General features: G+C 61.7%; 22 protein-coding genes and 1 pseudogene. 7 read left to right on the forward strand and 16 right to left on the reverse strand.

Annotated elements, in window-relative coordinates:
- Positions 1-22 precede the first annotated feature (22 nt).
- From V1475_RS16175 to V1475_RS16190, 4 genes are all read right to left on the reverse strand, one after another.
- Positions 23-865 carry a hypothetical protein gene (locus tag V1475_RS16175; protein WP_479413582.1) on the reverse strand — a complete coding sequence of 281 codons (843 nt, stop codon included), beginning with the start codon at positions 863-865 and terminating at the stop codon, positions 23-25.
- Positions 866-985: 120 nt separating this feature from the next.
- Positions 986-3,328 carry a peptidoglycan DD-metalloendopeptidase family protein gene (locus V1475_RS16180; RefSeq protein WP_479413583.1) on the reverse strand — a complete coding sequence of 781 codons (2,343 nt, stop codon included), beginning with the start codon at positions 3,326-3,328 and terminating at the stop codon, positions 986-988.
- Between the two features lie 9 nt (positions 3,329-3,337).
- The gene (locus V1475_RS16185; RefSeq protein WP_479413584.1) at positions 3,338-4,090 is read right to left on the reverse strand and encodes a hypothetical protein; all 753 of its coding nucleotides are present in this window, start codon (positions 4,088-4,090) and stop codon (positions 3,338-3,340) included.
- Between the two features lie 208 nt (positions 4,091-4,298).
- Positions 4,299-4,694, reverse strand: a complete 396-nt coding sequence (locus V1475_RS16190) for a DUF1036 domain-containing protein (protein WP_479413585.1) — start codon at positions 4,692-4,694, stop codon at positions 4,299-4,301.
- A 262-nt stretch (positions 4,695-4,956) separates the two neighbouring features.
- On the opposite strand from V1475_RS16190, the gene V1475_RS16195 reads away from it, so the two are divergent.
- The 5 genes from V1475_RS16195 (at position 4,957) to V1475_RS16215 (ending at position 8,531) form a co-directional block, all read left to right on the forward strand.
- Positions 4,957-5,478 carry a hypothetical protein gene (locus V1475_RS16195; RefSeq protein WP_479413586.1) on the forward strand — a complete coding sequence of 174 codons (522 nt, stop codon included), beginning with the start codon at positions 4,957-4,959 and terminating at the stop codon, positions 5,476-5,478.
- A 193-nt stretch (positions 5,479-5,671) separates the two neighbouring features.
- Entirely contained in the window at positions 5,672-6,307 is a 636-nt protein-coding gene (locus tag V1475_RS16200; RefSeq protein WP_226554205.1) for a MotA/TolQ/ExbB proton channel family protein, read from the forward strand.
- A gap of 15 nt (positions 6,308-6,322) precedes the next feature.
- The gene (locus V1475_RS16205; protein WP_226554204.1) at positions 6,323-6,793 is read left to right on the forward strand and encodes an ExbD/TolR family protein; all 471 of its coding nucleotides are present in this window, start codon (positions 6,323-6,325) and stop codon (positions 6,791-6,793) included.
- Positions 6,790-7,194, forward strand: a complete 405-nt coding sequence (locus tag V1475_RS16210; RefSeq protein WP_479413587.1) for an ExbD/TolR family protein — start codon at positions 6,790-6,792, stop codon at positions 7,192-7,194. Before V1475_RS16205 ends, V1475_RS16210 begins: the two co-directional genes overlap by 4 nt.
- Positions 7,191-8,531 (forward strand): hypothetical protein, encoded by a 1,341-nt coding sequence (locus V1475_RS16215; RefSeq protein WP_479413588.1) that lies wholly within the window; start codon positions 7,191-7,193, stop codon positions 8,529-8,531. Before V1475_RS16210 ends, V1475_RS16215 begins: the two co-directional genes overlap by 4 nt.
- A 63-nt stretch (positions 8,532-8,594) precedes the next feature.
- Here V1475_RS16215 and V1475_RS16220 read toward each other — a convergent pair whose 3' ends face one another.
- The 6 genes from V1475_RS16220 to tssK form a co-directional block, all read right to left on the reverse strand.
- Entirely contained in the window at positions 8,595-10,778 is a 2,184-nt protein-coding gene (locus tag V1475_RS16220) for a serine/threonine-protein kinase (protein WP_479413589.1), read from the reverse strand.
- The gene (locus tag V1475_RS16225) at positions 10,775-11,575 is read right to left on the reverse strand and encodes a PP2C family protein-serine/threonine phosphatase (protein ID WP_479413590.1); all 801 of its coding nucleotides are present in this window, start codon (positions 11,573-11,575) and stop codon (positions 10,775-10,777) included. Before V1475_RS16225 ends, V1475_RS16220 begins: the two co-directional genes overlap by 4 nt.
- Entirely contained in the window at positions 11,572-12,303 is a 732-nt protein-coding gene (tagF, locus tag V1475_RS16230; RefSeq protein ID WP_479413591.1) for a type VI secretion system-associated protein TagF, read from the reverse strand. The genes V1475_RS16225 and tagF overlap by 4 nt, the downstream gene beginning before the upstream one ends.
- 39 nt (positions 12,304-12,342) lie before the next feature.
- Positions 12,343-15,945: a type VI secretion system membrane subunit TssM gene (tssM, locus tag V1475_RS16235; RefSeq protein ID WP_479413592.1), complete on the reverse strand. Its 3,603-nt coding sequence runs from the start codon at positions 15,943-15,945 to the stop codon at positions 12,343-12,345.
- Positions 15,942-17,699, reverse strand: a complete 1,758-nt coding sequence (gene icmH / locus V1475_RS16240) for a type IVB secretion system protein IcmH/DotU (protein ID WP_479413593.1) — start codon at positions 17,697-17,699, stop codon at positions 15,942-15,944. The genes tssM and icmH overlap by 4 nt, the downstream gene beginning before the upstream one ends.
- A 234-nt stretch (positions 17,700-17,933) precedes the next feature.
- Entirely contained in the window at positions 17,934-19,265 is a 1,332-nt protein-coding gene (gene tssK, locus V1475_RS16245) for a type VI secretion system baseplate subunit TssK (RefSeq protein WP_479413594.1), read from the reverse strand.
- Between the two features lie 476 nt (positions 19,266-19,741).
- Between tssK and V1475_RS16250 the strand changes: the two are divergent.
- Both V1475_RS16250 and V1475_RS16255 read left to right on the forward strand, forming a co-directional pair.
- Positions 19,742-19,891 (forward strand): annotated as a pseudogene (locus tag V1475_RS16250) (transposase); the annotation flags it as partial.
- Positions 19,892-19,901: 10 nt separating this feature from the next.
- On the forward strand, positions 19,902-20,072 hold the full coding sequence (locus tag V1475_RS16255) for an integrase core domain-containing protein (protein WP_479413595.1): 171 nt from the start codon (positions 19,902-19,904) through the stop codon (positions 20,070-20,072).
- A gap of 604 nt (positions 20,073-20,676) precedes the next feature.
- On the opposite strand, the gene V1475_RS16260 is transcribed toward V1475_RS16255, so the two are convergent.
- From V1475_RS16260 to V1475_RS16285, 6 genes are read right to left on the reverse strand one after another with little or no spacing between them, the layout of a single operon-like run.
- Positions 20,677-21,711 (reverse strand): hypothetical protein, encoded by a 1,035-nt coding sequence (locus V1475_RS16260; protein ID WP_479413596.1) that lies wholly within the window; start codon positions 21,709-21,711, stop codon positions 20,677-20,679.
- On the reverse strand, positions 21,701-22,534 hold the full coding sequence (locus tag V1475_RS16265; protein ID WP_479413597.1) for a hypothetical protein: 834 nt from the start codon (positions 22,532-22,534) through the stop codon (positions 21,701-21,703). The genes V1475_RS16260 and V1475_RS16265 overlap by 11 nt, the downstream gene beginning before the upstream one ends.
- Positions 22,531-23,565, reverse strand: coding sequence for a hypothetical protein (locus V1475_RS16270; RefSeq protein ID WP_479413598.1), 1,035 nt, complete (start codon positions 23,563-23,565; stop codon positions 22,531-22,533). The genes V1475_RS16265 and V1475_RS16270 overlap by 4 nt, the downstream gene beginning before the upstream one ends.
- Before the next feature lie 28 nt (positions 23,566-23,593).
- The gene (locus V1475_RS16275; RefSeq protein ID WP_066705318.1) at positions 23,594-24,670 is read right to left on the reverse strand and encodes a DUF4150 domain-containing protein; all 1,077 of its coding nucleotides are present in this window, start codon (positions 24,668-24,670) and stop codon (positions 23,594-23,596) included.
- Positions 24,671-24,673: 3 nt separating this feature from the next.
- Positions 24,674-25,783: a DUF2169 domain-containing protein gene (locus V1475_RS16280; RefSeq protein WP_479413599.1), complete on the reverse strand. Its 1,110-nt coding sequence runs from the start codon at positions 25,781-25,783 to the stop codon at positions 24,674-24,676.
- Positions 25,784-26,137 carry a hypothetical protein gene (locus V1475_RS16285; RefSeq protein WP_479413600.1) on the reverse strand — a complete coding sequence of 118 codons (354 nt, stop codon included), beginning with the start codon at positions 26,135-26,137 and terminating at the stop codon, positions 25,784-25,786.
- Positions 26,138-26,153: the final 16 nt, after the last annotated feature.

Below are 26,153 nucleotides of genomic sequence, written 5' to 3' on the forward strand. Positions count from 1 at the left end.
TGAAATCAAAACGGCGCAGCGCCTACGCCAGATCGTTTTCCGCCAGACATTGCTGTAGCATCGCTTCGAGCGTGCGAAGCTGGGTTTTCAGCTCGGCGAATTTGCGGCGGAACTGAAGTTTCAGCGTGAAAGTGCGCGTGTCGATGGAGACCTTCTCATCGAAATAGGTGTCCATGCTTTTGTTCAGATTCTGGTCGTAGGTCTGAAGCGCCACGAGCCCCTTCACCCCGTTCATCACTTTGCCGAGCCCTGTGCCCCATGACGCATCGCCTTCTTCGGCGGCTTTGGCAATAAGATCAGCGGTGCCGATGATCTGGTCGCGCGCATAGCCCATGGCCATATTCTGTGTCTCGGACTGCGCCTGTTGCGGTCCATTGACCGCAATCTCGCCCGCCCCCACGAAAGAGCCGCCGATGAATTTCCCGGCCTGCCCCGCCGCCGAGTTGGTCGGGATCGCAGACACACCCGTTTTCGCCATGCTGGTCAGGGCCTGCGACGCCGATTTCTGCCCGGCGTGCCATTCCGCCGCTGTGCCGGAAATCTGGATCGCGTTCACGCCTTGCGACGCCACGGTCGCCGCCTGCTTCATACCGACGATTTCAAGCACATTGGCCCCCACATCGAGAAAGGCGACACAGCTGTCCTTGATGATCGACGCCCAAAAGACGCCCTTATTGGCAAAGCTTTGTTGATCGAGCGCGCGCAATTGCGCCTCAAAGTGCTGTTCTGCGGCAGAAATCGTGCGCTGAAGATTGGCGGTTTTCGATGAAATATCGCTACAGGACTGCGGCCTCAGCACGTTTCCGGCATGATTGATCTGGCTCGCGGCCGGGGTTGCTCCGGGTTGAACACTGGCACCTGACATATTGAGAATCCTACTGGTAAAAATTTGTTTTTATAGAGGACCTTATCGCCCCTTCTGTCAACCGGCCCCATGCTGTTCGACAGCCCTAAAAACCCGATTGAGCGAAACTTCGCACAGTCTTCACAAACGGTTCAAAAGCCCATCCACCGCCGAGACATATCGCTTGGTTTCGGCGGTCAGAGGCACGCTCGGCGTCGCGGCCTGTGCGACCACCGGCCCAATGCCCGAGACGTTCATTTTGCGATCCGCCCAAGCGGCCATTTGCGACACGCTCCACCCTGTCAGGAATGGATTGGCCCGCACAACGGCGGGACCCATCACCTCCAGAACAGAGGCATCGGGCGTTTGCGTCGTCGCCTTAAGTGCCACATCCGCCCCCGCCGGTCCGAGGAAATGCGCCAGATAAAGCCGCCCCGGCGTGATGACATGGCCGCGCGCGCGCAGATAGGCCTCATTCTCACGCGCCAGATTGGTCACCATTTCCCGGCTCAGCGCCGGGTCGAAACGCAGTTCCAGAAGTGCGGCGCGATCAAGGCTGCGCACCAGATCGGGGCGATAGGTGTTCATCATCCTGATCCATGTTCCGTCGATGAACTGCCCAAGCCCGGTGGCCGAGGAGCGTGTGTTCTTGGCCCGCGCATTGCCGGCACTTTCGACCCGGATGATGCGGTTGACCAAAGCCTCCACGGCTTGCGAACCATGGCTGCTGCCGGTCGGATCGATGGCCTGTCCGTTCAGCCGGATTTCGAAATGCAGATGCGGGCCGGTCGAGCGACCGGTGGTGCCGACATAGCCGATCAGGTCGCCCGCCTGAACCTCATCCCCCACCTTCACCCCATCGGCAAAGGCGTTGAGATGTGCATAGCGGCTCTCATATCCATTCGCATGTCTGAGCCCGACAACATTGCCGTAAGCGCCGGAAAATTCCTCCCGGATCACAGTGCCCGCCGCGGCGGCATGGACCGGCGTGCCCACCGGCGCGCCCCAGTCGAGCCCGTCGTGATTGACGGTTTTCTTCAGGATCGGATGGAACCGCGGCCCGAAGCCCGAAGTCTTGGTCCCCGCCACAGGCACGATGAAACCGGGCAAAAGTCCGCCACCGCCGCCATAGGCCGGGCCCTGCGGTTTCGAAGGATCGAAACATGCATAGGGTGCATCTTCGCGCGGTCCGCGTGTCACGTAGCATTTCAAATCGAGTTCCGGTCCGGTCAGCGATGCAAAGGCGATACGCCCAGCCGGGAGATCCGCCCCCTCCTCGGCGTAGAGAATGCGGATCCGGTCCTTTTCGTCGACAATCTGGTCGAGATCCTGAACCCGCGCCAGCATCACAAGCAATTCGCCGACAAGATCGGAAGGCATCTGGTGGCGCAGGGTCAGCGAATAGATCGCGTCCTTGAGCCTGAGCTGACCTTCGGTGCCACGCGCCGCCAGGGCGCGGTTGGCGAGAGACCGCAGATCTCTGGAGAACCACGGATCTGCACCGGAGACAAAGCGGCCCGGACGCGGCTGTACCAGCGTCATGAGATAGCCGTCCGGCCCGTAGATCGACATTTGCAACAGCCGCGCCTCGTAGCGCGTGTCATCGAGCCGCATCGCGACCAGACTACGGGCGGGCAACTCCGTAAGCCGCTCAATCGCCAGCCCCGCCGCCTCCGCTTCGCGGGACAGGGCCGCAAGGACGCGTTCGATCTCGGTGTCGGAGAGCCTCTGCGCCGTCAGGATGTCGGTGAGCTTGCGCGGCTCCGGCACATCTTCGAGCGCCTCGCGAAACAGCGACTGGCGCTCAGGGGACGGGGTGCTCAAGGCCGAGGTCGTGGTGTTTTCGATCACCGTCTCGATATAGCGCACCTCCTGCGCTTCCACCGTGCCGCTTGCGCCGATGACCTCCCCCCAACTGCCGCGCCCGTCCTCGACATCCACCTCGGTGCCTGCAGAGACCTCTTCGGGCAGGCCGACATCGACGGAAACCTGTTGCGCCCCAAGCGCGATGCCATCGGAGCGGCGGGCGTTGAAAGCGGCCAGATCGGCGCTGGAGGAGGGAATGGAAAGTTGCACCCTCTGGTTGCTGTCAAACAACGCGTCCTCAAGCTGGTCGAAATGCCGCCCCGCCGGAAACCGTCCGGGTTCAAGCGACACCCCGGCCACCAGACGGCGCTCGCCAAGATTGGCGTTGCCTTCGGGCAGGGTCAGGATCATCGGCGCGCCCCGGATGTTCAGAAACGCCTCGGCCCCGGCTGCAACGATTTGCACGGTTTCATCAGCGGTTTCACCCATCTGCACCAGAACCGGCTCCTCCGCGTCTGGTGCAGGCCCGGCATCGGGCCGCAGGACGATGACCGCAATCCCGCCCATAAGGGCAATCCCACCAAGCCCTGCACCGATCCGGCGCATCAACCGGCTGCGTCGCCGTCGGGCAGCCTGGCGTCCACTGCCTTTGAAATTCGGATCGACCTCGATTTTCATCCAAACGCCTTAGCGGAACACGCCGACACCGCCGCCGGAAATCGACGGCCCGGAGCCACCGGAGCTGCTGCCAGAGCTACCACCTGAGCTGCCGGAAGAGCCCGAAGACGCGCCGGACGCAGGCCGGCTGCCGCTGCCGGAGGGACGGTTGCTGCGCGTGTTGGTCTGCGCCGCCACGACACAGGTGGTGTCGCCGCCCAGCACAATGCTGCGGAACAGCTCTACTGTGGCGGTCGACCCGAGACCGTTGTCGTTTACCCCGCTGGTGCGGAAATACTCCGTCGCCGCGCGCCGCGAGCCAGCCCCCCAGTCGCCATCAATCGACGAACGGTAACAATTCATCCGCTGCAATTCCTCTTGCAGCGCCACGGCAACCCGGTTCACCGGCGGATCGATATGGCCCTGGCTCACCAGCGCACGAAACATCTCAGGGTCGGAGGTTCGAAGCGCATTGCGGCTCTCGACGTCATTATAGGGAAAGGCAAATTGCGCCACGGTTTCCGGCATCAACCGCTCGATGCCATAGCTTTCCTCCGTCCCGGAGGCCACGCGCCCGAGGATAATCGAAGGGGCGGGAAACCCGGCACGCGGCGCGATGGCTTCGCCACTTTGCGCCTCTGGCACAGTCGTGAAACGGATCAGCCGGGGCAGCTCTGCAGCAGGCTCATAGGCCACAACCAAAGGCGACTCTCCGGGCGCCGGGTCGAAGGTGATCGGACGCGCATCGAAACTCTGGGCGTGAAGACCGGAGCCAAATGTCAACAGAAGGATGCTGCTTAGAAAACGCCCACCGACCAAGCGCGCAGTCCGGGCACGTCCTGTGACCCTTCCGTTCTCTTCGGACTTTTGCACCGCCGTCCCTCTTCACGCCTGGAATAGATTACGTTTCAAATACCGCTCCACGATAAGCGAAACGCCTCGGGTGCGGCAAGCCCAGCGCTTAGAAAACGCGCGAAATTTACCGCGCCTCTTATCGGGTCTGGATGTAGAAGGTCCAGCGCTCGGAGCGCCGTGTGTCGACTTCGAAAAACGGGGCGCTGAGATAGCCGCGCACGAGACAATCCTCATGCCCACGAATGCGAAATTCGCCCGGATCGAGACACATCTCCGTCGTGCCCGAAACCATCGTCTTGTTGAACACGTCACGGGCGTAAAGATAGACAAAGCGCGAGGTCAGATCGTCCTCGATCACATCCGCGCATTGGTTCGGCCCGATGGTCCACCAACCAGAGGTTTCCCAAGCGTCATAATCCCACTGCCCGATGGCAAGATTGACCACATCGAAGGTTTGGTTGCAGACCTGAAAGCGTGCTTCGGCGGGGCTTACAAAGCAGACTGCGACCACCGCGCCTAAAAGCCGGGGCACAGCATGTCTGGAAATCGCTATGCGGCGAAAACCTTGGCGGGCGCGAAAAAAACGGCATCTCACATGCGACATTTCCGCCACGCGACCTTCCCATCAAACCAAGAGTTTTACCACAGCCTGCCTACAACATCTGGTAAACTCTATGCAACACGGCTCATCTTAGGGCAGGCTGGTAAGGGCGACGGTGCCATCTCGTGGAAAAAATCTTATAAAATCAGATTCTGTTTATGCTTTCTGTAAGTAGTTGTGCTAAACTTGAGCTATGAAACAGCGTATTTTGTTCTTTATGGGAGCAGCCAGTCTGTCTGTCGCTTCTGCGTTTGGCCTTTCATACAGCCATTGTCTGATCAGTGGATCGGAAACCATGTCTTGTATCGACCAGTCTGCGACGATTCCCCGTTTAACTCCTGACGTGATTACCGGAAATATCCCGCAAAGTGCTGTTCTGCAGACGTCCGAAAATGTCATGGATAGCGTCACAACAACAGTATCTCATGTGCGTGCAGCGTCGACGGATACAGCCTCGGCACCCTCTGTCTCTGACCCCTTATCCGTCATGGCACATATAACAGTAGAACCAGTCACCAACGCGACCAGAATCACGGAGACGCAACGGGCGAAACACGGTATGACTGTACTTTACAGCGACACACCACTTACCTCCACCGAACAACAGCTCCTCCCCCCCATGTCGCCCGAAATCGCCCCCTACGGCGAAACCTCCTTTGTCGATCAAGTCGGAGAGGCTGCGGTGCCGAATTATCTGATTGGTGTTTATCGCTGATATCGACCGTAAGCGACGGTCAAAATCCAGACGAGCCTGTTGACTCCTCGGCCATGTGGACCGCTACTACAGGCAGTGTTTCTTTCTTGGGGGCCTCTGTGTCTTTTTCCACCGTACTGGATTCATATATTTTTTTCAAGTTTTACGCCCACAATGGCACCCTCCCCTCCCATCTCGCGCTCAGAGGTCGCTCATGAGTTTCAGCATTTTCCAAATCGTCGCTGTCACGATCTACATCGCCCTCGCGGCCCTGTCCTTTTTCACCGTCAGTGTGGCGATCTACAAATTCACGCAATTCGCCCGCATGGGGGTCGGCAAACGCAAGGCGGCTGAGAAAATCCTCGACGACTGGCTCTCGGGAAAAGTGGACAGCGCCGTGCAAGCCGCCTCGAAACGCGACTCGATTCTGGCGCGCGTGTTGCAAGCCGCCTTCTCCGGCGTGCGGGCCCGCCCAAGCGATCTGACCTATGCCGAGGAACTGTCGCGCCAGACCGCGATCATCGAACTGGCGCGGATGAGCGAACGTATGCGCTCGCTCGATATGGTTGTGCAAGCGGCGCCCATGCTTGGGCTTTTGGGCACGGTCATCGGCATGATCGACGCCTTTAGTGTTCTGTCCCAGACCAATGGCGCCGTGGACCCGACACAGCTCGCCTCAGGGATTTATGTGGCGCTGTCGACCACCGCCGCCGGTCTCGCCATCGCTCTCGTCGCCTTCTTCGTCGCAACCTGGTTCGAAAGCCGGATCGACCGCGAGCGCAACATGATGGAAGCGCTGATGTCGGCCTCCATCCACGGCCGCGTTGATCCCAAAGCCAAGGCCGCCTGAGTTCGGACGAGCATCATGAGCATCCTGATCTCCAGCCTGCCCGTCCGCAAACGACGTTACAGGTTCGCCCTGACGCCGCTCGCGGACGCTATGTTTCAGCTTCTGATCTTTTTCATGCTCTCCTCGAGCCTCACGCCCTATTCGCTTCTCACCCTGCAAAGCGCACCGTCTGAGACCGAAGGGGAGGCCCTACCCGAGGACACCACCGCCCTGACCGCCGATCCCGACGCGGCCCCCGATGCGCCTCTGGCCGGGGCTGAGGTCACGGTCTGGCGCCTTCTCGAAGGCCATGTCGCCGTCGACGGGCAGGAATTTGCCACGGATCAGCTTTCGGATCTGGCGCAGGCGCTCGGCCAGCAGGACGCACAAGGGCAGCTTGTTCTGGCGATCACCGCCACGGCACGGGTGCAGGATGTGGCGACAGCCCTCTCCGCCCTCGAAGGCGCCGAAATCGCCGGGGTTCAGATCATTCGGGAGGCGCCATGAAAGGCCAGCGCCTGCATCCGCCGGAGCTGAAGATCAAGCTGGATTCCTCTCTGGCGATCGTCAACATCGTGCTTTTGCTGATCTTTTTCTTTCTCACCACCGGCTCGCTGATCGGCGCAGGGGAGTTTCAGGTCCGCTTGCCCGAGACCGAAGACCTGCCGCTCGATCTCCTGCCGAAACCGCTTTTGATCGTTGAAGGCGATGGGGCCATGATGCTGGATGGCGCACCTGTTGTGCCCGGCACGTTGAACGATCTTCTGATCGACCACCCGGTGCTGCATGTGCTGGCCGACCGCGAGACGCGCGCGTTTGATCTCATGGATGCGCTCGCCGCCGAACAGCTCATCGCGGTAGAAATTCGCCTCGTGACCCTCCACCGTTCTGCGGAGGACGGAGTGTGAGTTTCCTGCCCTATGACCGCATGAAGCCCGGTCAATGGGCCCTGCCCTTCACGGGCTCTCTGCTGTTTCACGGCGCGGCTTTGCTTTTGTTGTCAACGGCCTCTCTGGCGATCATCCCCCCGAAAGAAGATGAACCGGAGCTGGTGATCAGTCTCGAAATTCTCGATCTCGAAAACTACGTCGACACCGCCCCCATCGCCGAGATTCCCGAAGATATTGCCTCAGAAGAAGACGCCGAAACCAATCTGGACGGTGCCCTTGAAGAGGCGGCGGAGCCTGCGCCGACGGGCGAGGACGAGACGCCTGTTTCTGAGCCGGACATCGTCGAAGTGGACACTGGCGAAGAGAAAACTGCCGAGGAAAACATCGCAGAGCCAGATCCTCGACCGCTCCCTGTGGCGCCCGAGATTTCCGAGCCGCAAGAGGGGCTTGCATTGCCCACCGAACAAAGCCTTGTGCAGGACAATTTCGTCTCGCCCTTGGCCGAGGCCGGAGGCTATGCGCCCTCGCCTTTCTCAGGGGATATTTCGCTCGAAACACCGGACAGCCTGTTCACTCAGCCGCCGCTGCCCGACAGCCCGTTGGATCTGGCTGCCCTAGAACCTCCCCGCGTGCCCACCAGTGTGCCGCCGCGCGTGCCTGAGACCGGAGAAGAGGCCGAGCCCACCACACCGCAAATCGGCCCCACAGGCCTCGGTGCGCCCCTCGCCAATGCCAGCGCCGCCGATCTGACCATCGGTCAACTCCTGACCCGCATCCGCGCCAACGAAACGCCGCGCTGCACGCTGGCCCTGCCCCGTCGCGGCGCGGATGGGCAGGTCGGTCTGTCGTTGATCGGGGCGGATCGCAACGCACTCGACACCTACAGCGCGACGATACTGGAGGGTTTCGGGACCGTGACGCGGGTGCGCGAAGAGATCGACCCCCGGCAATGCGCCGCCCTCGACGCGGTGGCCCTGACAGCGTCTTATCCCGCCGCACGCATCGGTTTGAGCCTTGCCTCAACCAACCTGGAAAGCGGCGACACCATCGAAGCACAGGTCTCCGGTGCGGGCGGGCTCGATATTGCGGTGCTCATGATCGACGACAATGGCGTGGTGCAGGACCTGTCCCGCTTCACCACGATTGAGAATGGCATTCCGATGATTTCCGCACCGGTGGCGCGGGTTGGCTCTGGGCGCAAGACCCGGCAAATCCTGATGGTGCTGGGCAGCGAAGACGGGCCCTTCGGCCTGACCGAAATGGACGGACGCAGCGCCGAAGACGTCTTTTCCGCGCTCGATCACGACCGCTTAGAGCAAAGTCGCTTTGCACTCGTCAGTTTCGATCTGCGTTAAAGCGGAGCGCGCGTTTCGACTTTACGTGATAAATCGAGTTAAAGTCGAAACGCTTTAGTGAAATCACGGCGTGATCGTCAGCGCCCCCACAGCGACATAGCCCGCCGCGTCCTCCGCCATTTCCCGACCGATCAACGGCAGGATCACACTGGCCTCCGTGCCATCCTTCATCGCGCCCGCACGAACCGAAGCGGCTTCGGAAGCCGTGGCGACGATGACATAGACGCCGGGTTGAGCCGACGGCAGGCGAAAGGAGAAGCGGCGCGTGTTGCCAATCTGCGCGTCGAGCTGGCGCGAGAGCGAAAACACCCGCCCGTTCGGCGCGACGATAGAGAGCCAGATCTGGCGATCCTCCGTGCCCCGGATCGTGCCTTCGACCCCTGTCTGGCGCGAGACGCGTTGCGCATCGAAGCCAATGGCAATCGGCGCGCGCCCTGTCCCTAGAAAGGGCTGGGCCAGGCTGAGCGCGGCGCATTGCGGTGTCGCGATTACGGTCTCGCTGATCTCCGGCAAAGGCCCGAAAGGCCAGTTTTCCGTCAGCCCGGCAAAGGCCGTGCCGCTATCACTGAGCGCATCAATCGGTCCTGATTGTGTGTGTTGCGAGGCATAGGCGCAGGCGTCCCCGGCCTGCACCGCCAAATGGCCCGCGACCGTGGTCTCATCACGTCTCAACCCGCTGCGATCGAGCTCTATTCCGGCCTCGATCGGATGACTGCGCCACCAATAATAGGCCCCGCCCCCAACAGCCGCGGCAAGAAGCGCGAAACTCAGGGTCAGGGCCAGACCGCTGCGGCTTTTCGGCTCCGGCGGTTCTTCGAGGTCAGGGATGTCATCAAACCCTCTGGCCGTGACGTTTTGCAGGCCCAGATGGCTTGCCGTTGGCCCGGATTGCAGCCCCGGAACCGCGTGGGTAGTCGGCGTTGGGGCAAACCCTCCCATTCCGGTGCCCACCCCCGCTAAGCTCCCGCCCATCCCAGTCAGCGTGCCAGTCAATGTGTTCGCCGCCCCGGTCTGGCCGCCTGAAATCATGTCGAGCCCCGCAATCACGGATTGCATATCCGGCATCCGCTGCGCCGGATTGGGTTGCAGCATAGCGTAGAGCAAGGTTTGAAACGGTCCCGGAATGCCGGAGAGATCGGGAATGCTTTGACGTTTTTGCACGGCGTCAACGATGGTATCGCCCATCTGCGGCGCCTTACCGGTGAGCGCTGCGATCAGCAAAAGCCCCAAAGAATAGACATCCGAACGCCCATCTGCCTCGCCACCAAAGGCGCCGATCTGTTCCGGAGAGACAAATTTCAGCTTGCCCGCGAACTCATTGCCGATGGTCACATCCTTGACCTTGGAGGAGCGTGAAATACCGAAGTCGATCAGCACGCCACGGGTGATGTCGCCATCCTGAAGCATGACGTTATCCGGCGAGAGATCGCGGTGAATGACCCCGATCTCATGCGCCCGACGCAACCCGTCGGCGAGCCGCGAGAACAGGCGACAGGCGTCCTCCGTGCTCAAAGCGCCTTTTTCGCGCAGATGATCCGAGAGCTTCGTGCCCTCGATGAACCCCATGACCAGTGCATGAAGGTTCATCCGCTCGTCTGGCGGCACATAGGCGAAATAGCGCACGATGGCCGGGTGATGCAGCTGGCGCAGGGTGCGCGCCTCGCGCTTGAACATCTGTTCGACCTTCTGATCCTCGGCCATTTCCGGCAGGATCACCTTGATCGCGACGGGTTCACCGGTGCCGATTTCCTCGCCTCGGAACACCCGGCCCATACCGCCCTGATCCAGCGCGCTTTCGACCCGGTACATGTTGTTGATCACCGTGCCGGGTTCGAGCACCATCACCGGGCGGGGCGTCGCGGAGGACGCAAGTCCGGCGGCACCGCTGGCCGCACCGGCGACGACAGGTGCGGCAACACCGGCGAGTACCGTCGCGTCGGGAATGTCGGGAGGTGTCTCTTCGCCGGACGACGCAGGCACCCCGGCAAAAACCGTCGCCTCCGGGTTCGCGGTCGAGGCGGTCCCCGGCAGGCCCGGCGAGGGCAAGGGGGTCAGGATCGTCTTGTCGTCCGCGACATCGGCCGAAGGTGTGATTTGGGGCGCGAAGATTGTCGCCTCATCCTCGGTCTCCACAGAAACGGCCCAAACCGTGCGTTCGTCTTCTTCCCCGGTCTGCTCCGGCTCAGCATCCGGCTGAACCGGCACCTGTTCCTCTGAGGGCGGGATCGTCTTTTCGTCTTCGCTCATAGCGTGCCCTCGAATTCCGGAAAGGCCCAAAGCGCCTCCTGACGATCCGGCGGAGTTTCATGACACCGAAACAGAACAACCGAAATATTGTCCTTGCCACCGCGTTCCACGGCCGTGGAGACAAACTGCGCACACAGGCTGTCGAGATCCGCGTCCTCAGACGCCGCAAGGACCGAAGCGATCTCGTCATTCTCATAATATTCCGTCAGCCCGTCCGAGCAGATCAGGAACAGATCCCGATCGTGCAAAACATCCTCAACCACATCGCATTGCGGAATGTCGGTGACCCCGATGGCGCGGGTGATGACGTTTTTGCGCGGCCAGTTGGCGGCTTGATCTTCGGTGATCGACCCGGCATCCAGAAGCGCCTGCACCTCGGTATGATCCCGACTGATCTGCATAAGCTGCCCGGCACAGAACCGGTAGACCCGGCTGTCGCCGGACCAGACACAGGCGAACCGGTCGCCATGGATCAGCACTGAGGCCAGCGTCGCCCCCACCGTGCCACCGCCCAGCGACTGGGCATGAGCAATGATGCGCGCATTGGCCAGTGAAAGCCGTTCCATGAAACGCACCTTCAGATCGTCAAGCGACACAGGGACGCCCACGGTTTCGAGCATCCCGGTGATGGTCTGGCTGGCAAAATCCCCCGCGGCATGGCCCCCCATGCCATCGGCCACGACCCAAATGCCGCTGTCCGTGAGACAGAGCGCACTGTCCTCGTTGATCTTGCGCACCCGTCCCACATCGCTTTTGAGCGCACTGTCGAAGCGAAAACGTCGTCCGAGATCCGTCATGTCCGATCCTCTTCACTGGAGGCTTGAGTATGGTCTGGCCCCGTCTCATCCTGCAAAGGTCGCAGCCGCTCCGTGAGCAGCCAGCCAAGCGCATCCGCCCCCGGCAGCCCATCACATGCCAACCACCCGGCGGCGCGCGGCCCCTGTTCCGGGTGCCACCAATGGCTGCGCCGAAATTCGGCGCGCTCAGCCTCGACACCTGCGGCATCTTTCAGGAGCCGCGCCAGATCGCCATCGTTGCGCTGGCCCCAGATCGTCCCACTCAGCCCCTCTTCCCACATGAGCGCAGGAGAAGATGGCAGGTCGAGGCCTTCGAGCAAATCCGCACCGCCGCGAAACCCGCCCTCGGGCGGTTGCACCCCGGCGATATGCGCAAAAATCGCATCATAGATTGCCTCGTCATGGCGCGGATCGGTCGGCGGCACTCCGGCATGGCCCTCGCCCTCCGGGTCGGTCACGCCAACCAGAAGCGGGTATTGGCGGCCCACCCGATCCCGCGAGGGCAGGAAAAGGCCATAGGCCGGCACGCCCAAAACATCCGGCCCGATCCAGAACCTGAGCACCGGCGCGCTTTGCCAGATCACCGGCCAGCCGTCGCCCAGACTGTCGCGCAATGCGGTCAGCACCGGCTCCAGCCACTGGTCGAGGCCGGAGACCAAGCCCCCCGATCCCCCGTAGGAGAGAAAATCGCCAAAGGCGGGATGTTTGCCGTAAAGAAATGGGATCACGAGAGCGAGACCTTGAGCAGGACTGGTTAAAACGAACGGTTATTCCAAAGTTGTGGGACAAGAGAAATCGCGCAGTTCCTTCATCAGGAACGGCACAGTGATGCTATCAAATTCGAGTCGGAAAGAGACCGGGCGCCCACCGACATTATGGGTCACATCGACGCGACTGCCCGACGGACGGGCCACACCGGCGTTGATGAACTCCGCCAAAGCCCAGCGTCCATCGGCAAAGCGCAGACCATTGGCGGCGCCACGTTTGGCCTTGGGCAGGAGCTGGAACACCACTTCCGTTACATCGTCTGGCCAGGTCAGCGAGACCCCTGAGGAATTCGGGAACAGCTGAGCCTGACGCCCACCAAAGGACATGGCAACGCTTTCGACGGTCTCGGAGGAGGCGCGCTGCGACAGGGTGAAACTCACCGAGGGCTTCATGCTGCCCGGTTCGAAAAACGCCTGACGGATGCGCTCGGCACGACCGAATTGCGCAAGCGTCGCGGGAGCCAGCCGGTCCCCGATGTCGCTGTCGTCGCGCGGCACGATCTCACCATCGGGACTGCGTTGGGTGTATTCACGCAGATGGGCATCGTAAAATTTCTCCATCCTCCCGCCGTAGCCGAAGAACTCGCCAAAGGCGGCGGTCGAAATATGCCGTCCGTTCGTTGAAAAGGGGAAAGCGCCAGAGACGTTCTGAGTGCAGAAGGTCGTCACCTCCTCAGACAGAAGGCGTTGCAGTTCTTCCATATTGGCATTGGTGGTTACGGTCAGGAATTCACGCTCGATCTGGTTGACAAAGCGCACCATCGTATCCGGGTAAAACGGTACGCCCTGCGTCAGCTTTCCAAGCGCGCTTTGCAGACCCATGTTGTTGAGCGTCTCGCCTCCGCTCGCGGCGAATTTGCGATCCTGCAACAACTCCTCAAGGCTCGCCAGCACCGCATCAATCGGGCGTTTGCGTTGATCCGCATCGCCTTTCACCAGCGCGTGCCATTTCTCGAACCGGCGTTCGATATTCTCGATCTGCCGCCGCTCTGTCGGGGCCGTCGCGGAGGGCGCGGCGCGTTCCTGGAACTTGGCTTTGTTCTTGAGCGCATTGAGGAAAATCCGTTCGAAAGACCCTGAACGGCGCTCCACAGCGCTGAATCCCGCATTCGACAACTCGCCGCTCATGTCGCCGGAGGCCAGCGCCTCGGGCGAGATTTCCATGTTCTCGACAATGTCGAGGAATCGGCTCAGACGTGTTTCGCGGTCCACCATCTCGGCGAGTTTCAGAACCGGCGAAGCATAGGGGGCCGCGGCGATGGTGAGCGAGGTATATTGCCCCGACGGATCGGCCATCGGCACCAGTTCGATCCTGTCCAGAATGCTTTGCCACGCATCCACGAAATCCGCCTGATAGAGCGCATGAATATCGCGGTTCAGACCGACAAGCTGGGTCTGATAGTCCGCCTTGCCAGGCTCGCCCAACACCCAGCGCTCCTCGTCGAGACGGCTCTGCGCGGAGGCGAGTTCTTCCTTGAAGACGCCCCAGTAGCCCGAAAACGTAAAGAGCCCCGGCACAGTCAGATCGGAGAGCGCCGTGCCGTCGACGGTGCGCAGCACCTGATCGACCTGTGTGTCGGACAGCTGTTCGTAAACATTGAGCGGCGACATACCCGCCGCCTGCCCGAGGATCGAGCTATAGGCCTGCCGCGCCAGAGGCAAGGTCGCGATCTGACGCTGGGCGGTTTCCACCAGTTCCTTGTTGGGCTGAAGCGCGGGCGTCACCCGATCATCGAGCGCCAACATGGCGTCAAGGTGATCGTTGATTGCGCCATAAGCCACTTCGAGCCCCGGTTCGGAATATTCCCGCGCCCAGGCTTCGGCAAACCACGACTGGATCGCGGTATCGTCGCCCTTGCCGGGTTGCGCCTTGGCGACCAGCAGGTAGACCTTGAGCGCGCGGTAGGCCTGTTCGTAATCCTGCGTTGCCAAAAGCTGTGGCAAGGTGTTTTCGAGCTGCAACATCATGCGCGGGCGGAGCATGTGTTCGAGCGCGTAGGAATAGCTCTCGGTGGCAGATTTTCGGATGCTGTCACGCCGCGACAGGCCCATGCGCTCGACAAACGGCTGCTCCGTCGTATCGCCATACCCGCCCGGCAGGTTGCGCACGGTGTTCAACGCACCAAGCACCGGACGCGTCGCCGGATCGGTGATGATCGGCTCGGCCAGAATGTCCTGCGCCTCGACCGTATATTGGTTCATCGCCGCATTCGCCTGTCGCACCAGCGTGGCGTTTTGCCAGAAACTATAGCCGAAAAGCCCCATCGCGCCGAGACAGACCGTAGCGATCAGCCCCGTCGCGCCCGTGCGCAAAATTCGGCGGCGGCGCATGGATTTGAAATCATATCCGACCCAATCGCGCTCGGCGAAGATCACCTTTTTCAGCAGGTCGTGCAGGAAATAGCTGCGCCCTTTGCCGGACATGAAACCGGGTTGGAAACCCGCGTTCTGATCGTGGCCCGAGGCCATCGCGCCCAGCACCTGATCGATCGGAGTGCCTTCTTGTGTGCCGGAGGTGAAATAGAACCCGCGCAGAATGGCATGGACCTCTTCGGGTTTTTGGAAAATCCGGCGCAGGAAATCGGTGAGATTGCGCTGCATCAGCGCCATCTGGCCGGGGAATCCGAAAATCGAGATGCGCGCGACCGGGTCGTGTTCTTCGTGCAGACGATCGGTGACCTCGTCGGAGAGCCGCGAAATCAACTTGTCGAACTCGGTCGAGACCTCTTTATAGGTGTCTTCCTTGCGGTCACGGGTCTGGAAGGTGACGCCCCAGACACGGCGACGACGATCCTCACCCAGAGGCCCGAAATAATCCCGGAAGCCGGCCACGATGTCGGCCTTGGTGAACATGACATAGACCGGCACGTCGATGCGCAGGGTCTTGTTCAACTCGGCCAGACGCTGGCGCACGGTCAAAGCATGACGCTCCAACTGGGCCGCATCGGCGGTCATGATGTCTTCGCAGGAAAACGCCAGCAAAACGCCGTTGACCGGCTGGTCCGAGCGGGCCTTCTTGAGTTCCGTCAGAAAGGATTGCCAGCTTTCGCGGTCGGCCGTGGCATCGCTGTCCTGGGTCGTATAACGGCCCGCCGTGTCGATCAGAACGGCGTCTTCGGCAAACCAGAAATCGCAATTCTTCGTGCCGCCAAAGCCCGCGACGGCCTCTTTGTCAGTACCCGGAAAATCCAGACCACAGTGCAAAAGCGCCGTCGTCTTGCCCGCCCCCGGCGGACCGATGATGACATACCACGGCAGATCGTAGAGATAGGTCGCACCGCCAGATTTCTTGAGCCGCCCGAGCGCCTCTTGCATCCGTTCGGACAAGATGTCGCCATCTCCGGGGGTGACAAGCGTTTCCTCCAGAGCTTTTGACGCTTTTCTACGACGCAGATATTTGATCAGAGCCGACAAAGCGATGGCCCCGAGAATGAGCGCAATCAGCCCGCCACGGGTCCATGGCGACACCAACCAACTCACGCCGGTCATCCGCAGCCCGAACCAGATCGCAAGGCTCAGGATCACAACGCCAAGGGTCAGGATCGGCAACCGGAGCCATGTGTAGCTCCAGAGCTTCCGTGGCGAAACGCCGAATACTCTCATATCTTGCTTTCCTGTTGCAGGAGAATTTCGACCCTGCGGTTCCTGGCCTGCGCCTCGCGCGTGCCGCTCGTGTCAATCGGATCGTTCGGCCCCACGCCCACCACGCTCATGCGCGACGGATCGCCAAGGCTTTGCGCCAAGACATCGCGCACCGTGGTGGCGCGCGCCTCCGACAGTTCTTCATTGGTGCGATACCGCCCGGTGCCGCGCAGCGGGATGCTGTCGGAATGGCCCTCGACCACAATCTCGCCCGGCTCACCATCCAACGTCTGACCAATGCTTTGCGCCAGCGCGGTAAAATCCGAGGTCAGATCGGCGGAGCCTGAGCCAAAGCGCAGCACATCGCCGACACGGATCATGATGTAATCGCCTTTTTCCGCCACACTCAGAGCACCGCTGTCGATCTCCGAGGCCAGCGCACCACGGATGCGGTCGAGTTGCGCCGTATCCACCTCACCCACATAAGGCGTTGCGGAGGCGGCAAAGCTCTGGCCCTCGATGGCGACGGTGGCGTTCGGGTCGTTGAGACGCAGGATCGCGGCCTGTGCCGCATTGGTGTCATTCGACAGAATCCACGAGAGCGTCGCAAACAGCGCCACCACCATGCCAGCCCCCATCCCGGCCACCACCCAGAGCGGCATCCCGACACCATTGCGTTTGCCGGAAAAGATCACCGGCAACCAGTTGATCGAGAGATCGGGTTTGGGACGTTCCACCACGGAGCGCAGCCGTTGGTAGACCTCGTTGCGCAACCGCGCCAGCATCGCCATGCCATTGGGTTCCGTGCGATATTTGCCCTCGAACCCGAGATAGAGACAGGTCAGCATAAGCTCCAAAAGATCTTTGCGCTGCGCCGGATAGGCGATCACATGTTCGAGCCGGGCGAAGAACCCGATACCGGCGGAACGGTCGTTCAGCAACTCGGCCGCCATGGAATATTGCTGCCAATAGCCCGGATCGCTGCCGGGAATGGTCTGCACGATGTCATCGGCGGTCGCCGCCAGCGCATAGCGCGCAACGTCGATGTCCTCCGGCGGCACGCTCTTTTCCTGCGCCTTGCGGACGAATTCGCCGATCTCGCGAATGACGTGATCGCGCAGCGGGATCGCCTGCATCTCGACCATGCCGGTGCGCAGACGCCCGAACAGCACCAAAAGGTCCGAGGCCGCTGCAAGAATCGGGTTGGTCGATGTGCCGATATCCAGCCCCGAGCCTTTGAGCGCGTCCTGAAAGGAAATGCGCGGCACGTTGCCTGCAAAAGCTGCGGCCTCTGCGGCGGGGGGCACCATCGGGAACTGCCCGTCTGTGCCAGCACCCGCAGGATATGCCCCGCCATATTGGCCCGGCTGGGCCGGATATTGCCCCTGCCAGTTCGGCTGGGGAGGCTGGCCATAGGCGGACGGTTGAGCGTATCCGCCCTGCCCATGTGCAGGTTGACCGTAGGATGGCTGACCATAGGCGGGTTGCTGCGGCGGATAAGGTACCGCTGAAGGCTGTAGTTGTTGTGGCGGATAGGAGGGCGATTGTTGCGGCGCGCGGCCTTGAAACCACGTGCCCTCCCCCGAGGACGGCGGCGGGGTCTGAGGCGGGGCGGGTTGCTGCGGCAAGCGCCCGCCAAACCATGTGTCATCTGCGCCGGAGGCCGGAGGTTGAGGCGCATGTTGCTGCGACGAGTAAGCCTGCGGCGCGGGCTGCGGATACCCCTGCGCAGGCGGAACATGCGCCTGTTGCGGCGGCACTTTCATCCCGAACATGGTGCTGTCAGACGCGCCTCCGACAGGCGGTTGCGCGGGTGGCGGCGCGTAAGGTGGTTGTTGTGGAGCATGCCCCGCAGGCGGCACTGGAGTATTCTGCGCCACAGGTGGCGCGGGCCACCCCGGTTGCGCGGGAGGCTGCTGTCCGGAAGGCGGTTGTGACGGCTGAGGCGTGGGGCTTGCCGGCGGGATTTTCTGACCGAATACCGTGCGGTCGTCGTCATCGTCACTCATTCAGCGCTCCTCGGGGATGGCCCACAATTCCAGCTCCAGCCCCGGCCAAGCGCCCGCGAAATGCATGCCGATGGCAGGCGCAACCGAGAAGTCACGCCACAGCGGGCTGGTCTTGTCGACGAGAAAATAAACATGGTTGGCGACCACGCGAATCTGCGGCGGCGGGTTCGGAATGTGAACCAGCGGAATGCCGGGCATGTTGTTGACGATGATCTCTTTCATCCGGGTCGAGGGGCCGAGTTTGCACAGCTGCGGGAATTGGCCCTGAATCTGGGTGAGCGGCAAAGCGGCGGAGACCTCGACGATGAAGGTCGCATTGGCAAAGAGATTCGGATCGTCCACGAGCGCCGCAAAACTGTTCTCGCGCCGCAGTTCCAGCGGCAGACGCAGCGCCCGCCCCAGATCACGGGACAGGAACCGGCGGATGTCATCCACCAGCGGCTTGAACGTTTCTTTGGGTTTGTCGTGGCGGTAGCTGTACTCGCGTGCCCTGCGTGCGCCATCCTCGAATGTCGACAGCTCGCCCGCGAAACCCACGAGCAATTCATACAACCGTTCCGGATGCACGGCAGGCATCGCCTGAATATGTTTGAGCTGCGGCAGCACGCGGTTGAGGACTATCAGCATGAGATAGTCCTTGTCCTGCATCCCGCCGCCGGAGGTCGGATCGGCGGCATAGCGCGCCAGCACTTCGAGCCGGGCCTCGACCGCGCCCATGACCGCTTTGAGAAAGCCCGCATAGGCCCTGTGGCACGAGATGATCAGCCCCACGGGCGGCTCGGTTTTGTCCAGCGTGACGACCGCACCATCCTGCACATCGACGATGCGCCCAAGCGGAATGCATTGATAGCCTTCGCGCGGGCTGTCGCGGATCACCAGTTCGAGACGCGGCACAGCGACCTCGATCTCGTCTTCTGTACGCGACACGGCGGTGACATCGGTCACCCCCTGTTCCTCGGCGAGAATATAGCGGGTGCTCATGTCCTCGAGCATGCCGACTTCGCGCTCGTTCTGTGGAATATTCGGCACAGTCAGCCAGATGGTTTTCCCCGTCGCGCCCTCATTGACGAGGACCTCACGCGGCAGGGGACTTGTGTGTGGCGCGTCGAACGGCGTGCCATCCGGCATGATGCCGGACACGTTTTCGAGCTCCAAACGCCCTTGGCGAAGCTGGCTTTCATCGAAAGACATCTCGGCAATACCCCAAGGAAAGGGCGTAATCTGAGCAGTCCGATTGGCAATCAGTTTCTCGACGTATCTATCGGATTGTTGGAAATGCTGAGGCTTGATAAAAAGCCCTTCTTTCCAAGCCACTTTGCTAAATCGAGACATGGCCTAGAACACTCCCCAAAATCAAAAACATGCGCCAAAATTGCCGTATTGTGGCGAATTTAACGGGCGCCGATCCAGAAGGTCAAGGATAGGTTGCAGGGGGCGGCTTTCCCCATTGCAATTTACACACAAGTTCTTCCGCAACACGGAAATGGCCCTGCCCCTTTTGACATTCGCGATTTCCGGTCGTCTCACGCGTGAGAGAGGTGGTCGTGGAATTTCGACCCGTTGTCAGAGTGAAACACATGATGAAAAAGACGATCCAGAATCGCCAAGAGAAAGAACCACTCGCCTGAATTCAAAGCCAAAGTCGCATTTGAAGCGATTCGTGATAAGCTGCCGCTGGCGGAACCATCAAAAACGTACGGCGTTCATCCGAATATGATCAGCGGCAGGAAGCGCGCGGCGATTGTTCACATTGAATAGCCCCGTATCGTGGACGCCTTCTTGACTAGTTTGGAGACAAGGGGGCCAAGATGAGCAGCACCAAATTCAGCGACGATTTCAAACAAGATGCCGTCGCGCAGATCACCGAGAGAGGTTACCCGGTCAGGAAGGTGGCCGAGCGTCTTTGTGTAAGCCACTACTCGCTCCGCGCATGGACGAAGAAGGTCTCAAAAGCGGCTTTGGCGCTCCTTGAAGCAGGAAGCCATCTATCTTGAAGAAATCACCGATGGTTTCCACGCCCGGCGGGTGATCAACAGATGGATAACCTTCTACAATACCGAACGTCCCCATCCTTCCCTTGAGCATCGAACGCCGAGGGAGGCATATTGGCACGGTCGAGAACAGAAATTGGCAGCATGACCCGAAGGGCAACGAAGTAAAACTTAAACCGGTTACACGTCAGAAACGCTGCCAAGCTGTCCAGAAAACTGGGACCACCTCACCCCTCGAACCGCATCAGAACCAGAACGTCCTTGCCGAGTGCTGTGGTAAGACGCCCCATGCGGGAGGTTTGCGAAAAAAAAGACATGTGGGAAAACCAGTGAACTATGAATGTATTAGGGCAACCTTAGTTTCGTGAAGGCTGAACTCAAGGGGAAAAGGGAGGGGAAAAGGGAGGGGAAAAGTATCCGTTGCCACCCACTGACGTTCGGTGGGACAAATCTAACTGCCTTCCTCAATCAATCTCTGAAACCACACTTGAAGCGCTTTCGGCAATGGTGCTGACATGCTCAATCTTCCTGAAAAGGATGAAACACAAATTAGTCCGGCCGCCCCCCCCATTCAGGCTTCTCGCGCGATGCCTTAGCAAGGCTCTCCGCTATCAATCCGATACATGCGTGCCGCTATGCCCGAAGGCATCAACTAGACTGCGAAGAGAAACGTGCCACGGATAAGAGACAATGATCCACAAGAACGAAGGAAACCGAGCTTGATCCAAACGCACCGTTAGAAAGGCAGCATGTTATGCTGGCGCATCAGAAACCGTCAGCGTCATCGCAACACGCGCCTTCGTCCGGTCATCCCCGGCCAACAACAGATGCTTCCCCGGCAGAGCAATTGCTTGCACAACGGCGAGAGCGAGCATGACGACGCCTGTATCCCCGAAAGTCAGTGCTAAATGGCTATAGCGGCACTCCGGTGAAATGCACCCTTTGAGCCGCAGGTAACAATGCGCAAGCTCGGAGGCCCGATAGCGCCCATTTGTCCAATCGGTACAGATGTGATCGACGATTGCGTCCTGGCCCGAAGGCTCGAGTGCCTGGTACGCCGCCTCGCTCTGGGCAGCATAGGTGCTGTGGCCGTCCTCGAGCGCGCCGATGGGCTCGAATTCGTGCGCGGTTCCGGTGATATACGCAACGGGCGCATGGTGAGGCCCAGGATCGAGCATGAGCGCCACCCCGGCCTCGCCCGGCACAGCACTATAGGGCTGTTTTGCGCTAAAGAGGCGCCCTTTGGCCGCCCGCGCGGCAAGCCTCGTGCGACAGGCAAAACTTTCCCCACCGAGCACCAGAAGCGGCCGCCCCTGAGAGAGCGACCAGGAATGATCGTGGAGCGCCTCGGCGAGCCCCGTCGCTCCTGTCGCATGGACGGTCACTTGGAGCGCAGTGTGTCCGCTGCGGGCGTTCACATCGGCCATTATCTCAGCCGCTAGCGCACTGATCGCTTCCTCAGAAAGACCTTCCTCTGGAGCAACCGCGGGCAAGAGGATCGCGACAGAGGCCCCTCGCGCATCGAAGGCGCCCGGCGCAGAGGACAGGAGGTCGTCAAGCGCTGCGAAGGCCAGCCGCCGTGTCCGGAGAAGCGCTTGCGCTCCTGCCTCGGGTTCGCCTGCAAAAGCAGCGAGTTGCGGCGCATAGGTGTCATCCAGAAAGCTGCGCAGCCGTCGGTAGGCTGGCCGTCCCTCCGCCAGTTTCGCCGCGGTGGCCGCGCGCGTCTCACCAAAGACGGTCGACACGCCGCACGCCGTCAGAGCCAAAGGCCCCGTCTCAATCCGCATCGCGCAGTCCCACCCCATCGAGATCGCCGCCACACAGCGCGGCGATCAAAGCGACGGGGCCGAGCGCGCTCTCTTCCCAGCCCGTCACCACAAGACGCTGCGGGGTTTGCAAGACCAGCTCGGGATCGGCCTCGGCAAATCCGGCGGGCGGGCCATCGGCAAACACGCCGAGACTCTGGAGCGCAAGAAACCCGTCCTCAAGCGCGGGCGTGAGCTCTGCGGCGCGCGGAAGATCGAACAAGAGCCGCTCTTTTCCGGCCTCGCGCCCCGCACCGGTATGGTTTCCGAACTGATCCATGAGCCGCGCTGCGCCCGCCAGCAAGGGCGCTGTGGCGGGCATAAGCGCCGCATCGAAATCGACCAGCGCGCCCTCCCCCGTCACAAGACAGCTCAGGGCCTCGTAATCGGTGATGAAACGGGGAGAAAAGGCCTCACGCGCGGCCTCTTCATCGCCCTCCATGAGATCGACAAGCCGCTCGAATGCACCGGGCGGAAGGGTCGCAGCACTGGCCAAAAGGCGCAGCACGCACCAAAGCGCGAAAGGATGCAGCGGGCCGCCCTCGATCCGTACCCTGAATGCATCGCCCTCCTGCGAAAGCGTAGCCGTGACGGGGGAGGGAGCGCCGAGGGAGGCAAAGCCCGCGCCGAACAGCCCCCCGAGCATGCTGACGGGCCATTCGAGCGCGTCGAGGATCGTCAGCGCCCGCCCCTCGGTCAGAGCTTCGGGGGTGAAGAGGCCACGGATCTCGATGCTTCGCAGCGCCTGCGGGATCTGGGACGCAATATGCAGGCGCCCAGCAAAAACGTCGGCGCGGTCCATCATGCGCCCTCCTCCTTGAAACGGTCGACATAGGCCTCGGCCTCGCGCATGCGATCCTTATCGGATGTGTCATGGCCCGGTGCCGACATGAGGCGGATCGACCGGGAGGCCAGCGTCGGCTCAAGATAGGCCCGCGCGGCGATATAGCCCGCGATCGGTTCGCCCGCGTTCAAATCGCCCCAGACCGGCGCAGGGCTGGCGGTCACAACGCGGTGCCCCGCCCGCTCTTCCACCGCACCTCCCTGCGCAACCAGCGCGGCCAGTTTTGTCTCCAGCCCCTCCTGGGCATCGGCACGGGCGCAGAGATCCGCCCCGAGGTACGTCCGCCAGCCGATGTCGGGCAGCCCGGTTTGATAATCGAACAGCTCCGCCTCGGGAATGGTCGCTCCTTTGGCATCACGGCGCTGAGAGAGGCGGCGCATCTGCACAAAGGGCGCGTCATAGCGCACCTCCCGCGACAACAGCTCCATCGGCGCCATGAGCGCGGTGCGAAAGCGCAGATGGGCAGGCGGAAGTTTGTACTGGCCGAAATCCCCCGGTGCCATGGCAAACCCGTAACCACAGACCCCGGCAACAAGTGGCACCCCGTCCATGATCTGATGCAAACGCGCGATCAATCCCATCGCGGCAGGATGTTCGAAGGGCATATCGAGCCCGATGAACCCCGGCCCGCCGGGAAGATGGGACAGGGAGAGTGCAGGCAGGCCCGTCTGCCTCCCGACGCCCCCTGTCCTTTCGGCGGACGCTTCGAGGTAGCGATGTGCGGGCATCCCCGCCGCAACGGCGGCCCGCGCTTCCGCGCGTTTTTTGGGCGTGGCCCGGGTCAGACGAACCCATTTGCCTGCCGTCGGTTTGATCAGCGTCAGATAGCCGATCTCCCCGCCCAGGTTCTCCATCACCGCGTCGAAAACCGCCAAGGCCGCCGCGCCGCAGTCCGGCTGGTCGAACCCGCCTTCTGTCCAAACACAAAAGCGCAGTGCGGGAAACGCCACCTGATAGGCCGTGGGCGTGCCACGTGCTTCGAGTATATCCATGCTTTCCTCTTGTCTTTTCTGCGACCGACTAGCCCATCGGCACCGAGGCGCCGCGTCCCCGATCACAGCCGCATGTGGCATTGTCGACCTCAATCACCTTGCCATCCGTCACCTGTTCATAAAGACGGCGCTGATCCGGTGACATCTCATCCTGATACCCCGGCGCATCGAATTTGAAATCGTAAATATCCTTGACCGCACCGTCCGCATCGAGCGTGGCGAAATCGGGCTGAATCCGTAGCGCGTTGTCGAGCATATCCACCGCCCCGTCGATGATATTGTAGACATCCATCGCCGTCATTGCCACATCGAGCCCCGTGGCAATCTGGCCCAAAAACGGCACGGCCCGAAGCCAGAACCGTTTGCCCATCGACTTGAGACGGTTCACCCCTGCCCGGCCGATCGCGCGTGTGACCGCCCGTTTCATCGCCTCGCGCAAACCGCTCTGGGTGTAGAATTTGCGCCCCAGATCGAGCGCTTTGTCCCCCGCCGCATAAAGGGTGCGCTCCGCCGCCCCGATAGAATTTCCGAGCGCACGGCGCAGCGGCGATCCCGCGCTGTCGAGGGCGGCGTTGACCTTGTCGCGGGCAAGGATGGAGGGCCGTTTGCAGCCCGGTTTACCGCGGCATTTCTGCCATTCCTCCCGCGCCTCGCAAAAAATCTTGCACAGCGCATCCATCACCGGATCGCCCGAGCCGAGCCCCGCCTCGCGCTGGCCCGAGTTGCCGCAGATCGTGTTGCGGTTGTTCATGAAAAGCTTGTCGCTGAGACGGCAGATGTTGTTGCCTTCGGCGTAGACGTTGGGAGAATAGGTGATCCAGTTCGACTGTTTGAGAAATGTGCCCGAGGCCACCCCGCCCATGGAGCCGCCGCCATCGCCCGTGCAGGAGGCAAATTCCGAGGGGCTCGTGGCAATCATCTGTCCACCGTCGGCCTTGACCGTTTTGGTGCCTTTGACGAGGCTGCCGTTGTCCGCTTTGATCGAATACGGCACAGGGTCGCCTTTTCCCGGCGTTTTGCACACATCGGGGGCGGAGTTCATATGGCTGCCGCCCGAGCCTTTGTGAGAGATGGTCAAACCATTGACCGCAATCGTCACACCCATGGATCAAACCTCTCGAATGAGGGATGGAGATTTGTGGAACAGCCCCGCCGCCCCGGCCGGAACGCGGAAGCCCTGCGCGTGGTCCAGTTCGACCACGGTTTCGCTCACGGCCACATCCTCGTCGGCCCGCGCGAGCGGCCAGGCCGCGTGGTAGAGCACATGAACCTGCATCGTGTCGAGATCCACCTCGACGCGCTGGAGCCGTGCCTCGGCGGGCAGCCAACGGCCCGAGAGTTTGGTGTCGCACCGCAGAGAAAGCAGCGGAAGCGGATAGACCCCCGGCGCATCGAAGGGGCCGGTGGTGGCGAAACCGCCTGCTTCCAGCGCGGCGCCCGGCGCGAAAAGATCGCGTGACAGGCGCTGATCGGGCGGCGCCGATTGCCAGTAGTCCGCCGACATATCCTCGGGAAAAAGCGGTGCACGGCGGCGTTCCCAGTTGGCATCATAGGTGCCGCCAAGCGCGCGGCGCGCCTCCCAGAGCGGGGAAATCGGACCGAGTTGCGCGGGCGCCGTCCCTGCGCCCTCTGTCGCACCCTCCCTTGCCGGGGTCTGTCCGGCGATATAGACCACGGGTGGGCTCGCCTTGGGATCTTCCGACACATTGCGAAAGCCCCGCCCGAGTGGATTGAGCGGATGCCCCGGCCCGCCGTATCCATGCGCCCCGTCAAGACAGAGCAAAGCGGGCGGCGTGTCCGGGTCGGCTCGCACACGGATGCCGGAACCGCCGAAACCGAACGTCAGATTGCGCTGGTAGCAGAGCGGCGGATGCACTTCGAGAAACTTACTCCAGTTCCCGATCCGCAGACCCAGCGCGCGCGGGCGGCGCTCCTCGGCGTCCGGCATGCGCGCGGCGGGCTGATGGGCATGAGCGCGGACAATGAGATCAACACGCGGACGCGGCGGCGTGAGATCGGCATCGCGCGCGAGCACGTCCCCCTCGGCGAAGACGAAAGAGGGGGTGATCGGACGCTGTTCGGGGTCGAAAAGCGGCAAGGCTCCGTCCCTGAGGGAGAACCCCGCCACCAGCCAAAGCCCCCAGAAGCCCGCATTGTCGGGGGTCCGATAGGCGCCGGTCTCCGCCGGAAAGGGGGTATGGTTCGTCAGCGTCCACATTCAGTTCAGATCTATCCTTCCGGCCAGAAGCCTGAGCGCTCCGGCGCTGTCGACCGTCACCTGTTCGCCCCGGAGACGGATATGGCCGTCCGGATAGAGCGCAATGGAGCTTTCTCCCGCCGAAATGACCGTCGGAGCGTCGGTGTCCCGCACGGCCTCCTCGACGAGCCCAAGCACCACCGTCACCGGCGCGTCCCCGTCATTCAGGTCCTGACAGACCGCCAGACGCCCCACGTCCGAGGGCGACAGGCTGCCGGCCAGAAGAACCCGCGCGTTGGTATCAGCAAGCCCCACGGCGCCATTCGGAGCAACACTGATCACACAGCGCAGGTGAAACGATCCGATCCGGTCCATGTGCCGCTCCATCCAC

Source organism: Celeribacter sp. SCSIO 80838 (genome assembly GCF_056498065.1).